This window comes from Mesorhizobium sp. M1217 (assembly GCF_040318275.1).
Lineage (GTDB): Bacteria > Pseudomonadota > Alphaproteobacteria > Rhizobiales > Rhizobiaceae > Mesorhizobium.
The window spans coordinates 77,640-90,210 of the sequence record NZ_JAMYMA010000001.1 but is presented as its reverse complement, the minus strand read 5'-3'; the positions used below and the strand labels follow the sequence as shown (position 1 = coordinate 90,210).

General features: G+C 62.8%; 14 protein-coding genes. 8 read left to right on the top strand and 6 right to left on the bottom strand.

Going from position 1 to position 12,571, the window contains the following annotated elements:
* Positions 1–10 precede the first annotated feature (10 nt).
* The 6 genes from tmk (at position 11) to NKH37_RS00490 (ending at position 5,851) form a co-directional block, all read left to right on the top strand.
* Entirely contained in the window at positions 11–685 is a 675-nt protein-coding gene (gene tmk / locus NKH37_RS00515; RefSeq protein ID WP_352482558.1) for a dTMP kinase, read from the top strand.
* Positions 682–1,737, top strand: coding sequence for a DNA polymerase III subunit delta' (locus NKH37_RS00510; protein ID WP_352547214.1), 1,056 nt, complete (start codon positions 682–684; stop codon positions 1,735–1,737). The genes tmk and NKH37_RS00510 overlap by 4 nt, the downstream gene beginning before the upstream one ends.
* 120 nt (positions 1,738–1,857) lie before the next feature.
* Positions 1,858–3,444: a methionine--tRNA ligase gene (gene metG, locus NKH37_RS00505; protein ID WP_352482677.1), complete on the top strand. Its 1,587-nt coding sequence runs from the start codon at positions 1,858–1,860 to the stop codon at positions 3,442–3,444.
* Positions 3,444–4,238: a TatD family hydrolase gene (locus tag NKH37_RS00500; protein WP_352789984.1), complete on the top strand. Its 795-nt coding sequence runs from the start codon at positions 3,444–3,446 to the stop codon at positions 4,236–4,238. The genes metG and NKH37_RS00500 overlap by 1 nt, the downstream gene beginning before the upstream one ends.
* Before the next feature lie 3 nt (positions 4,239–4,241).
* The gene (locus tag NKH37_RS00495; RefSeq protein ID WP_023717587.1) at positions 4,242–5,060 is read left to right on the top strand and encodes an MBL fold metallo-hydrolase; all 819 of its coding nucleotides are present in this window, start codon (positions 4,242–4,244) and stop codon (positions 5,058–5,060) included.
* A 206-nt stretch (positions 5,061–5,266) separates the two neighbouring features.
* Positions 5,267–5,851 carry a hypothetical protein gene (locus NKH37_RS00490; RefSeq protein ID WP_352587524.1) on the top strand — a complete coding sequence of 195 codons (585 nt, stop codon included), beginning with the start codon at positions 5,267–5,269 and terminating at the stop codon, positions 5,849–5,851.
* Positions 5,852–5,941: 90 nt separating this feature from the next.
* Here NKH37_RS00490 and NKH37_RS00485 read toward each other — a convergent pair whose 3' ends face one another.
* From NKH37_RS00485 to NKH37_RS00470, 4 genes are read right to left on the bottom strand one after another with little or no spacing between them, the layout of a single operon-like run.
* Entirely contained in the window at positions 5,942–6,496 is a 555-nt protein-coding gene (locus NKH37_RS00485; protein WP_352789979.1) for a DUF2076 domain-containing protein, read from the bottom strand.
* A 31-nt stretch (positions 6,497–6,527) separates the two neighbouring features.
* The gene (locus NKH37_RS00480; protein ID WP_023717585.1) at positions 6,528–7,235 is read right to left on the bottom strand and encodes a Bax inhibitor-1/YccA family protein; all 708 of its coding nucleotides are present in this window, start codon (positions 7,233–7,235) and stop codon (positions 6,528–6,530) included.
* A 27-nt stretch (positions 7,236–7,262) separates the two neighbouring features.
* Positions 7,263–8,036: an anti-sigma factor family protein gene (locus tag NKH37_RS00475; protein ID WP_023717584.1), complete on the bottom strand. Its 774-nt coding sequence runs from the start codon at positions 8,034–8,036 to the stop codon at positions 7,263–7,265.
* Positions 8,033–8,566 carry a sigma-70 family RNA polymerase sigma factor gene (locus tag NKH37_RS00470; RefSeq protein WP_023717583.1) on the bottom strand — a complete coding sequence of 178 codons (534 nt, stop codon included), beginning with the start codon at positions 8,564–8,566 and terminating at the stop codon, positions 8,033–8,035. Before NKH37_RS00470 ends, NKH37_RS00475 begins: the two co-directional genes overlap by 4 nt.
* A 215-nt stretch (positions 8,567–8,781) precedes the next feature.
* On the opposite strand from NKH37_RS00470, the gene NKH37_RS00465 reads away from it, so the two are divergent.
* Positions 8,782–9,966 (top strand): amino acid aminotransferase, encoded by a 1,185-nt coding sequence (locus NKH37_RS00465; protein ID WP_353006124.1) that lies wholly within the window; start codon positions 8,782–8,784, stop codon positions 9,964–9,966.
* Between the two features lie 135 nt (positions 9,967–10,101).
* Positions 10,102–10,926: a nucleoside triphosphate pyrophosphohydrolase gene (gene mazG, locus NKH37_RS00460; RefSeq protein WP_352496547.1), complete on the top strand. Its 825-nt coding sequence runs from the start codon at positions 10,102–10,104 to the stop codon at positions 10,924–10,926.
* Positions 10,927–10,931: 5 nt separating this feature from the next.
* On the opposite strand, the gene hflX is transcribed toward mazG, so the two are convergent.
* Positions 10,932–12,323 carry a GTPase HflX gene (hflX, locus tag NKH37_RS00455; RefSeq protein WP_353006125.1) on the bottom strand — a complete coding sequence of 464 codons (1,392 nt, stop codon included), beginning with the start codon at positions 12,321–12,323 and terminating at the stop codon, positions 10,932–10,934.
* Positions 12,324–12,569, bottom strand: coding sequence for an RNA chaperone Hfq (hfq, locus tag NKH37_RS00450; RefSeq protein ID WP_006202172.1), 246 nt, complete (start codon positions 12,567–12,569; stop codon positions 12,324–12,326). It abuts the gene before it with no gap.
* Positions 12,570–12,571 lie beyond the last annotated feature (2 nt).

The window sequence follows — 12,571 nt, the reverse complement described above, 5'->3', positions numbered from 1 at the left end:
GACAAAGGCTTTGGCGCGCGGATTTTTCATCACTTTTGAAGGCGGCGAAGGAGCAGGCAAGTCGACGCAGATCGGGCGGCTGGCAAAGAAGATGCGCGCCAAGAAATACGATGTACTGGTGACGCGTGAGCCGGGTGGCTCGCCGGGCGCGGAGGCGGTCAGGCATGTCCTGCTTTCAGGCGCAGCCGAGCCGTTCGGCCCCAAGATGGAAGCGCTGCTTTTCGCCGCCGCGCGTTCCGACCATGTCGAACAGGTCATCCGGCCGGCAGTCGAGCGCGGCTCGGTCGTGCTTTGCGACCGCTTCATGGATTCCTCTCGCGTCTACCAGGGCGTCACCGGAGGCCTCGACCCGGCATTCATGGACGCGTTGGAGAAGGTCGCCATCAACGGCATGGTGCCGGACATGACGCTGATCTTCGACATCGACCCCGCCGAGGGACTGAGGCGCGCTACCGCCCGACGGGGCAGCAGTGACGGCCCGGACCGCTTCGAGAAGGAAACATTGGCCATCCACCAGCGCCGCCGCGAGGCGTTTCTGACCATCGCCGCGGCTGAACCCGAACGCTGCGTCGTCGTCGATGCATCAGCAGACCCGGACACGGTGGAGGATGTCGTTACCGCCACCGTCTTCGCGGCTCTCGAGAAGATGATGCCGGCGCAAAGCAGACAGGCGGCGCCGGCATGATTTTCGAACGCATCGCACCCGAACAGCACGATACGCTGGACGGGGTGCCGGAGCCATCCGAGACGCCGCGTCTCGTCGGACATCTTCAGGCCGCCGATATGCTTGCCGCCGCCTATCGCTCGGGAAAGCTGCCGCACGCGCTGATCTTTGCCGGGCCGGTCGGCATCGGCAAGGCGACGCTGGCCTTTCACCTGGCGCATCACCTGTTGAAGCACGCGGCCTTCGGGCAGGCGCCGGAAAGCCTTGCCGTTCCCGATCCGGCATCGTCGCTGTTTCGTCAGATCGCCACCGGCGCGCATCCTTCGGTGCTGCATCTTACGCGCCCCGCAAACGACAAGACCAAGAGCTTCAAGACCGTGGTCACCGTCGACGAGATCCGCAAGGTCAGCCGCTTTCTGTCGCTGACCTCGCATGACGGCAGCTACCGGGTGGTTATCGTCGATCCCGCCGACGACATGAACACCAATGCTGCCAATGCCTTGCTGAAGAATCTTGAAGAACCACCGGCGCGCACCTTGTTCATCCTCATCGTCCATGCGCCGGGCAGCCTGCTGCCGACGATCCGGTCGCGCTGCCAGATGGTGCGGTTGGCGCCGCTCGATGCCGAGAGCTTGATGACGGTTCTGGAGGGCATCGAGCCACCGCCACCGGAGGATCCTGCGGCGCGCGCGGCGCTGGCGGAACGGGCAGGGGGCAGCGCCCGCACTGCGATCCTGTTGACGCAATATGGCGGGCTGGAAATCGCCGCCACCCTCGACGCCCTGGTGATGGCCAAAAAGACAGATGTCGCCGGCGCCTACCGTCTTGCCGAGGCGGTCGCCGGCCGCGACCAGGCGATCCCGTTCGAGATATTCAATCGCCGCGCACTTGATCTTCTGTCGGCCGGCGCCAGCCAGGCCGCGCTGGCCGGCGATTTGGCGCGGGCCAAAACGCTGTCGGATACTTGGCACGAGGCTTTGAACGCTATATCTGAAACCGAGACCTACAATCTCGACAAGAAGCAGCACGCCCTGACCATGATCGACCGCCTGAATTCTGCAATGCGAATGTGACGGCCGCTGGCGTGGCTTTGAAGCCCCTGAGTTTTGATCCCAATCAATCGCAGGAACTTCGAAGCCACCACATTGGCGTCGGATGGCAATTGCCGTTTCGATGCGATATCTCACCGCGACATCTTTCATTCAGACATTCATGACGGCTCATCCATGGCACGCGAAAAATACTACGTCACGACGCCGATTTTCTATCCGAACGGCAAGCCGCATATCGGCCATGCCTACAATGTCATCGCCAGCGACACGCTGGCCCGCTTCCAGCGGCTCGACGGCAAGGACGTCTTCTTCGTCTCGGGAACCGACGAGCACGGTTTGAAGATGCAGCAGACGGCGGACGCCGAAGGCTTAGCGCCGAAAGCGCTTGCCGATCGCAACTCGGCGATCTTCCGCTCGATGCTCGAAGCGACCGGTTGCTCGAACGACGTTTTCATCCGCACCACCGAGGAGCGTCATTACAAGGCCTGCCAGGCGATCTGGACGCGCATGGCTGAGAATGGCGACATCTACCTCGACCGCTACAGCGGCTGGTATTCGGTGCGGCAGGAAGCCTATTTCGACGAGGCCGAAACCAAGGTCGGTGACGACGGCGTGCGCCGCGAACCACTCGGCTCGCCCGTCGAATGGACCGAGGAAGAGAGCTATTTCTTCCGCCTTTCCGCCTATCAGGACAGACTGCTCGCGCTCTACGAGAACAGCCCCGAATTCGTCGGACCGGCGGAGCGGCGCAACGAAATCATCAGCTTTGTCAAATCCGGCCTGAAGGATCTGTCGATCTCGCGCACCACATTCAAATGGGGCGTGCCGGTGCCCGGCGATGAGAAGCATGTGATGTATGTCTGGGTCGATGCACTAACCAACTACATCACCGCCGCCGGCTATCCGGATCCGGCCAATGAGAGATGGTCTTTCTGGCCGGCAAACGCCCACGTCATCGGCAAGGACATCATCCGCTTCCACGCGGTCTACTGGCCGGCATTCCTGATGTCGGCTGGCATCGAATTGCCGAAGCGCGTGTTCGCGCATGGTTTTCTGTTCAACCGTGGCGAGAAAATGTCGAAGTCGGTCGGCAATGTCGTCGATCCGTTCGCGATGATCGAGCACTACGGCCTTGACCAGGTGCGCTATTTCTTCATGCGCGAAGTGCCGTTTGGCCAGGACGGCAGCTACAGTCACGATGCCATCGTCAACCGCACCAATGCCGATCTTGCCAACGATCTCGGCAATCTGGCGCAGCGCTCGCTGTCGATGATCGCCAAGAACTGCGGCGGCGTGGTGCCTAAGCGCGGCGAATTGAGCAATGCCGACAAGGCGATCCTCGATCAGGCCAATGCCGCCCTTGTCACGGCGCGCAGGACGATGGCCGACCAGGGCATCCATCTGGCGCTGGCGGCGATCTTTGGCGTGGTGGCGGAAGCCAACCGCTATTTCGCCGGCCAGGAGCCATGGGCGCTGAAGAAGACCGATCCGGCACGCATGGAAACGGTGCTGTGGACGACGGCTGAAGTGATCCGGCGTGTCGGGCTGCTGTGCCAGCCCTTCATTCCGGAGTCGGCGGCAAAGCTGCTCGACCTTTTGGCGGTGCCGGCGGACAGCCGCGATTTCGCGAATGTCGCCGAGGCTCACGCGCTGGTATCCGGCACGGCACTGCCGGCGCCGGAACCGGTATTTCCACGCTATGTCGAGCAAACGGATACAAGCGCCTGATGCTGGTCGACAGTCACTGCCATCTCGACTTTCCGGATTTCGCCGAGGAGCGGGCGGCCATCGTCGCCCGCGCCCTTGCGGCCGGTGTCGGCCGCATGGTGACGATCTCGACGCGGGTGAAGCGGTTTCAACAAGTGCTTGAGATTGCGGAGACTTTCGATGAGGTCTATTGCTCGGTCGGTACCCATCCGCACAATGCGGCCGAAGAGCTTGATGTGACTGTCGAGGATCTGGTGCGGCTGTCCGATCATCACAAGGTGGTGGCGATCGGCGAGGCCGGGCTCGATTATTTCTACGATCATGCGCCGCGCGATGCACAGGCGCAGGGCTTTCGCACCCACATCGCCGCGGCTCGTGAGACCGGTCTGCCGCTGGTCATCCATTCACGCGACGCCGACGACAACATGGCTGATATCCTCGAAGAAGAAACAGGGAAGGGCGCCTTCCCCTTCATCTTGCACTGTTTTTCATCGGGGCGCCGGCTGGCCGAGATCGGCGTGGCGCTCGGCGGCTACGTTTCGTTTTCCGGCATCCTGACTTTCAAGAACTCCGCCGAGCTGCGCGCCGTCGCCGCCGATGTGCCGCGCGACCGTCTGCTGGTCGAAACCGACGCGCCATACCTTGCGCCGATCCCGTTTCGCGGCAAGCGCAACGAGCCTGCCTATGTCGCGCATGCAGCCAAGGTGCTGGCCGACACGATCGGCGTCAGCGAGGCCGAGATCGCTGCTATCACCACCGACAATTTCTTCCGGTTGTTCAGGAAAATGCCGCGCCCGAGCGCGCCGGGCGCCTGACGCATGAGCGATCGGTTGCGTCTTACCGTCCTCGGCTGCGGCTCATCGCCGGGCACGCCACGCATCACCGGCGACTGGGGCAATTGTGATCCGACCAACCCAAAGAACCGGCGCATGCGCACCGCAGCGCTCGTCGAGCGGATCGCGGCGAATGGCGCCAGGACCACGGTCGTCATCGACACCGGCCCGGATTTTCGCGAGCAGATGCTGCTGGCATCGGTCAGGCGCATCGATGCGGTCGTCTATACGCATCCGCATGCCGACCACATCCACGGCATCGACGATTTGCGCGGCTTCGTGCTCGAGCAGCGCCACCGGATCGACATCCATGCCGATCAGGTTACCATGCTGCGGCTGAGGGAAGCGTTCCGCTACTGTTTCGAAACACCGAAAGGCAGTTCGTATCCGCCGATCGTCAACGCCCATATCATCGACCACAACAGGCCGGTGGTGATCGAAGGCGAGGGCGGCGCCCTCACCATCGAACCGCTGCCGCAAATCCACGGCGACATCATCTCGCTGGGTTTTCGTATCGGCAATCTCGCTTATTGCCCTGACATCAGCGACTTTCCGGGAGCGACAGCCGAGCGTATGCGCGGGCTGGACATGCTGGTCATCGACGCGCTGCAATACACCTTCCATCCGAGCCATCTGTCGCTTGGCCAGGCGCTCGGCTGGATCGAAAGACTGGCGCCGAAGAACGCGGTGCTGACGCATATGCATGTGCCGCTCGACTACGCCACGGTAATGGCCGAGACGCCGGCCAACGTCGAGCCTGCCTATGACGGCATGACGATCGAAATCCCTTACAAATCAGCGTAAAGGACCAAGGTTTTCATAGCTGGGTTACAGAGTTCGCTCCAAACCGCCCAGCGGCTCGCTTATGCTATCTTCGCCACGTCCTATCGGCCATGTCAGTTCCATAATCTATCTTATGCGACTGAAGCCTGTAGCGTCCACTGAAGCCTGTAGCGTCCGTTGGCAGCGAGACAGCATTTGTGGGGCAACGGCGTGCTAGGTTGCGAATCATGAACACACTGCTTGCAAGTCTTGCCCTCACCCTCGCCTGCGCATTCACTGACGCGCGAGCGCAGGACTTTGATCGTGCGCCAGGCGAGAATGACCTGGCTTTCGCGAAACGTGTGGTTGGGTTCGCGGACAACGCTGATCCGCACACCACAGCCGTGACCTGGAACGGCCTCCAGACACTGTTCGTCGATTACCAGACCACTGAGGAATATCCGGAACGCCCACTCGTCGCACTACAGCAGCAACCCGACGGGTACCGTACAATCCAGGTCACGCTTGGCGAACACGAAGGCGGCACGCCAGAGATTACAGCGCTCGGCCTCGTCAACGCCGATCACGATCCGGCAAAGGAACTGACTGTCATACTTGCCTGGCCTGTTTCGCACTACGACGTTTCGGGGACGCTCTACGAAGTTCGCATCTTCGACGCCCCCAAACCGGGCCAGAAGGCGCTGACGCAATTGAAAGTGAGCCAAAAGTTCGACGCCACCTGCGACTGCGGATGGCGCGACGGCACGACGAAGCGTTTCCGTTTCAAGACGATCAGGGCGGTCAAGGCTGAATTGAAGCGCTTGGGCGATTAGCCGCCGGCGAGGGCTCGCTTGCCGGATGCTGCCTCCGCCTACCCGGTGACCGGCAATCGTCACGAGCGCCGGCACAGGCTGGGTCGCTCGTCAGAATTCCATATCCCCGAAGTCACCGCCATTATCGGAGCTGGCATCGTCTGCCTGGTCGGCTTCGTCCGGCTGCGGTGCCGGCCGTTCGGCTGCCTGCGCTTCGCTGCCGCCAAACATGCCGGCGATCGCATTGCCGAGCAGCACGCCGCCTGCCACCCCCATCGCGGTCTGCGCGGCGCCGGCAAGGAACCCGCCGCCGGCCCGCTGTGACTGGTCTTGTGGCTCCTCCGCGGCAGCAGAGGCGGTGCGCCCTACCCGCGGAACCGAGCCTGAGCGCCTGCCGCCGCTGCGGCCGAAGAAGCCACTGAGCGGTCCACCGCCGGCAGGCTGCCGCGCCTGCTCCTCCAGCTCTTCGATGCGCGCCTGCGCTGCGTTCAGGGCCCGCTCCTGCACCACGATCGTCTGTGCCATGTAGTATGGCGCCCCAGGCTGCTGGGTGATCTGGTCCTGGATCAAGCGTTCCGCTTCGGCATCGCGCGGCGGCGCCTGGCGCTCGACATTTGCGAGCTTCTCGAAGAGCTGTCCGATCGCCTGCTGGTCGTTTCTGTCCATGATGTACTATTCCGGTCTCGGTCCGACGCGGCTATTCGCGCTCGCCGGTGAAGTTCAGCAACAGCTGGAAGATGTTGACGAAGTTCAGATAGAGCGAGAATGCACCAAAAACGGCGAGCTTTTGCTGTGTTTCGGCGCCGAAGTTTTCGGCGTACTGCTCCTTGATCGTCTGCGTGTCCCAGGCCGTGAGCCCGACGAAGACGGCGATTCCGATCACCGAGATCGCAAACTGCAGCGCTGTCGAACCCAGGAAGATATTGACGATGCTGGCGATCACCACGCCGATCAGGCCCATGATCAGGAAGGACGAGAACTGCGTCAGGTCGCGACTGGTCGTATAGCCATAAAGGCTGGTGGCGCCGAACATGGTGGCGGCGATGAAGAAGGTGCGGGCGATGCTGGTGCCGGTAAAGACCAGGAACACGGAAGCCAGCGAGAGACCCATGACCGCGCAGAACGCCCAGAACATTGCCTGGGCCCCGGCCGCCGACATCGTCTGCATACGGAACGAGAACAGCAGCACAAAGGCCAGCGGCGCCAGCATCACCACCCATTTCAGCGGGGTGGAGAAGATCGGCACGTAAAGGGCGGGCGTGGAGGCCACCACGAGGGCGATCACGCCCGTAACGACGAGGCCAAGGCCCATGTAGTTATAGACGCGCAGCATGTGCCGGCGCAGGCCTTCGTCGTAGACGGCTCCGGCTCGGGCTCTGGTCCCAATGTATCCCAGATTGTTCATTTGGTTCTCCTTCTTAGAGGTAGTCGATCAGTAGAGTGTTTTGGCGAGCGCTTCGGCCGTGCGATCGAGGCCGCGGACATCGCTACGTGCGACGACTGCGTAGGCGACCTCGCCGATCTGGAAATAGGCCGAGGAAACCTCGCCCGACGGAACGACAGTCGGCTTGACGACGTCGAATGTTCCGGGCCGGATGGCGAACAGCGAGAGCAGCCCCATCTCTTTTGTCTCGACAGCCATCTCGACGCTCGGGCCGAACTGCGATGGGTAGATCTGCACGTCACGGACCGTCCAGTCCGTTGGCAGCGATGGCATGACGATCGCCGTGGCGGCGCGGATTTCGTCGGCATTGTAGCCGGGCGCCTCGAGTTGTGACGACATCGCCTCGCGCACGAGCGTCGTCCGATGCGCCCGGACTGCGTCCTCCACATAGGCGGGCGGATGGGTCGAAGCGACGACTTCCGTCACCGATATCGGTCCGATGAGCCCGTTCGCAAGCCAGCCGGCGGCGACGAAAACAGCGACAGCCGCCGCGCGCTGCAAAGCACCAAGGACACGGCCGCGCGCTAACCCCCGCTCCAGCCGCCGTGCCGCATCAGCCGTCGCCGGCCGCGCCATGCCTTTCGATCCGGCAAGCGCCACGCGCAGCTCGTCACGCGTCCTCAGATCAGTCATCACCCGCGCGGCCGCTTCCGGGCGAGCCGAAAGGAACGCCTCGACCTCGATGCGACGAGCAACGTCCAGCTGATCGTCGACATAGGCGTCGAGATCGGTGTCGGTGACGGGATCGCGCAGTTGGTTCATGATCCACCTCCGACGATCTTCAGATGGCTTTTCGTGCGTGCCGGTGCCGCGTCCTCCATCTCGCGGAGTGCCGCACGCGCCCTGCCGATGCGCGACATCAGCGTGCCAAGCGGCACGCCGCTAACCTCGGCCGCCTCGCTGTAGCTAAGCCCCTCGATGGCGACGAGATGCAGCGCGCAACGTTGCTCTTCCGGCAATGTGAAAAAAGCGTCGCGCACCTGTGCCAGCCGGACGGAATGTTCCTGCGGAGCCTGGACGCTGGCCTCGGTGAGATGGCCGGCCTGTTCGATGCGCACCGCTTCGGATTTGCGGGATCGCAAGCCGTCGATGAACGCATTGTGGACGATTGACAGCAGCCATACGCGAAGATTTCCGCCTGAGCGGAAGCTGCCGCGTCGCTCATAGGCACGCACCAGCGCATCATGCACCAGATCCTCTGCATCGGCGCTGTCGCGCGTCAGCGAGCGTGCGTAGCGGCGCAGCGAACCGAGCTGTCCCAGAATATCGAAGCGTGGCATCGGCCGTTTCATGTCCTGTTTACGGAGCAGGTCGGGGTTTTAATCCCGCTCTCCCCGAATTTTTTCGGCTCGCCGCGCTCTCGTCCTGGGAGATCTCGGGCCTGCCCTCGCCCGGCAGATAGTATCGGCCGCCCTCGAGGCAAACCGGCGCCGAGTTGGCGCATATGAAACCGCTGGCAAAGCACGGCCGGTTTGCGTATCACTCCGCCGCCAACGGAACCTTATCGATGTTCGAAAATCTCCAGCCCGCGCCCGCCGACAAGATCCTTGCCTTGATCGGGCTCTATCGCGCCGACCCGCGTCCCGACAAGGTCGATCTTGGGGTCGGCGTCTATAAGGATCGCGACGGCAAGACGCCGGTGATGCGCGCGGTGCGCGAAGCCGAAAAGCGGCTGCTGCGAGGCCAGGACACCAAGACCTATCTCGGCCTTGCCGGCGATACCGCCTTCAACGCGGCAATGGCTAGGTTGGTGTTCGGCCCAACCGCCGACATGACGCGCATTCGTGCGGCACAGGCGCCCGGCGGCTCCGGCGCGCTGCGGCTGGTGGCAGAGCTGCTGAAAAGGACCCGCGCCGACGCGACGGTCTGGCTATCGGATCCGACATGGCCGAACCACATGCCGGTGATGCGCGCCGCTGGCCTGCAGATACGCGAGTACCCCTATTTCGACGTTGCTTCTGGTGCGGTTCGCTTCGACGACATGCTGGATGCGTTGAGAACCGCGAATCCCAGCGACGTCGTGCTGTTGCATGGCTGTTGCCATAACCCGACGGGCGCCAATCTAGACATCTCGCAATGGGCTGCCGTTGCCGATCTCGTCGTTGAGCGTGGTCTGCTGCCCTTTGTCGACATCGCCTATCAAGGCTTTGGCGAGGGGCTTGATGCGGATGCCGCCGGCTTGCGCCTGCTGGCGGCGAAAGTTCCGGAAATGGTCGTTGCCTCGAGCTGCTCGAAGAACTTTGCCGTCTATCGCGACCGCGTTGGTGCAGCGCTGATCATGGCGAAAGACGGTGCGCAGGCGGATATGGCGATGGGCCAGATGCTGTCGGCGGCGCGCGCCATGTATTCGATGCCGCCGGACCATGGCGCGGCTGCGGTGCGCATGGTGCTCGAGGACGCTACGCTGCGGGCCGACTGGGAAGCAGAGCTTGAAGAGATGCGCCTGCGCATGCTGCGGCTGCGCGTCCAGTTCGCCGAAGCGCTGCGGCGGCAGTCCAACTCCGACCGTTTCGATTTCGTCGCCAGCCATCGCGGCATGTTTTCCCGGCTTGGCCTGTCGGAAGCGCAAGTCGAGCGGCTGCGCGCCGAGCATGGCATCTACATGGTCGGCGACAGCCGCATCAACGTTGCCGGCCTGCCCGAGGACGGCATGGACGCGCTCGCCAAGGCGATTGTCTCCGTGCTCGACTGATACTTTTTGCTTGACCATGATCTTTTCCGAAAACCGGCTTCCACGATCATAGTCTGGCCGCCGATCTGTGGACAAGGCGCCCTCACCGGCTGAAGCCGTTGGCCGCACAGCCGTGTACAGGATAGCGTTTCCCAGATGAAACCCTCGAAAGACATTTCCCGGCTGATCGAGATCATGGCAGCGCTGCGGGCGCCGGAAACCGGCTGCCCGTGGGATATCGAGCAGGACTTTTCGACAATCGCGCCATACACGGTAGAGGAAGCCTACGAAGTGGCGGACGCCATCGCGCGGGGCGACCTGGACGATCTGCGCGATGAACTCGGCGATCTCCTGTTGCAAGTGGTCTACCACGCGCAAATGGCCGAGGAGGCCGGCGAATTCTCATTCGGCGATGTGGTCGAGGCCATCACCACAAAAATGATCCGCCGCCACCCGCATGTTTTCGGCGACGAAAAGGCGCGCAGCGCCGGCATGGCGAAGGGCATGTGGGAAAAGATCAAAGCGGAGGAAAAAGCGGAGAAGCGCAGCGCCCGCCTCGTCCGAGGGCTCGACCCCGAGGACCATGGCAAGGGCTTTCTCGACAGCGTGCCGGTCGCCCTGCCCGCGCTGACCCGGGCCCTCAAACTGCAGGAAAAGGCCGCCCGCGTCGGCTTCGACTGGAGCGAGGCGGCACCGATCCTCGAAAAGATCGAGGAGGAGATCGGCGAATTACGCGAAGCGCTGGCCAAAGGCGACAGCGCACCGATCAAGGACGAGTTCGGCGACATGCTGTTTGCGATCGTCAATCTCGGCCGGCACCTCAAAATCGATTCCGAAGCGGCACTCAGCGGCACCAACGAAAAATTCCGGTCGCGCTTCCACCATGTCGAGCAGGCGCTGCAAGCGTCGGGAAACAGCCTCGAAGAGGCGACGCTGGACGAGATGGAAGCGCTCTGGCAGCAGGCAAAAAGCGCGAAATAAACGCCCTACCCATTGTTTTGACGTCGCAATCGGCTTTCTATCTCTTGTCGAGCACTGTGTGTGGCCTTGAGCGCGATGGTCACGCTGCCATCCTCATTGTCATCACGCGAGACGATGTCGCCGTTGCGGTAAAGCCAGTCGACGACGCCGAGTTGGTCGGCCTTGAGCGTGACGGTGAACGTCTCCAGTTCGCCCGACATCATCGTCTCGATGATCGCCTTCAGCGCATCGATGCCTTCGCCGGTAACCGCCGATATGGCGATAGGCGGCGCCTTCCTGCCGTCAGCACCATCGGCAAGCAGCCGCGCGCGGTTGCCCTCGTCGAGCCGGTCGATCTTGTTCCACACTTCGATGACGCGCTTGCTATCGCGGGCATCAACGCCGAGATCGGCAAGGATGCGCTCGACATCTTCGGCCTGTGCGGCCGTATCGGGGTCGGAGATATCGCGCAGATGAATGACGAGGTCTGCCTCGACCACTTCCTCCAGTGTCGCCCTGAAGGCCGCGACCAGATGCGTTGGCAGGTCGGAAATGAAGCCGACCGTATCGGAAAGGATGACCGGCGTTCCGTGCGGCAGGCGCACGCGGCGCAGCGTCGGGTCGAGCGTGGCAAACAGCATGTCTTCCGCCAGCACCCCTGCTCCGGTCAGCCGGTTGAACAGCGTCGACTTGCCGGCATTGGTGTAGCCGACGATCGCCACCACCGGAAACGGCACCTTCTTGCGCTTGGCGCGGTGCAGGTCGCGGGTGCGGCGCACCGTTTCGAGCTCATGCTTCAGCTTGGTGATCTTGTCCTGCAACACACGCCGATCCGACTCGATCTGCGTCTCGCCAGGGCCGCCGAGAAAGCCGGCGCCGCCGCGCTGGCGCTCAAGGTGGGTCCAGCTCCGCACAAGGCGGCCCTTCTGGTAGTTGAGATGGGCAAGGTCGACCTGCAGCGTGCCTTCCTTGGTGCGGGCGCGCTCGCCGAAAATCTCCAGGATCAGCCCGGTGCGGTCGAGCACCTTGGCGTTCAACTCTTTTTCGAGATTGCGCTGCTGTACCGGTGTCAGCGGATGATCGACAATGACCACTTCCGCGTGCCCCTCTTTGACGATCTCGGCGAACTCCGCGACCTTGCCGCTGCCGAGCAAGGTCGCCGGGCGTGGATCGTTGACGGTCACCACTGCCGTGTGGACCAGGTCAAGGTCGATGGCGCTGGCGAGGCCGACCGCCTCGTCGCGACGGGCCTCGGCGGAACGGGTCAGGCGCGGACGATTGGTGTCGTCGTTGCCACGCGGCTGCCGGGTAAGCACCGGCACGATGACCACCGCCCGGGTCGGACCGTTGGCCTCTGTCCCGGTCTGATGTGCTGGTTTTCCGCGAACGCTGCGGTCCGCGTCTTTCTCACGTGCCAATCAGGCGCCCTGGCTTTCCTCACCATCGAACATCTGAACCGGCTGGCTCGGCATGATCGTGGAAATGGCGTGCTTGTAGACGAGCTGGGAATGGCCGTCGCGACGCAGCAGAACGCAGAAATTGTCGAACGAAGTGACCACGCCGGTCAGCTTCACGCCGTTGATGAGAAAGATGGTGAGTGGGTTTTTGCTCTTGCGAACTGAATTCAGGAACAGGTCCTGAAGATTTTGCGATCGTTCCGCCATTG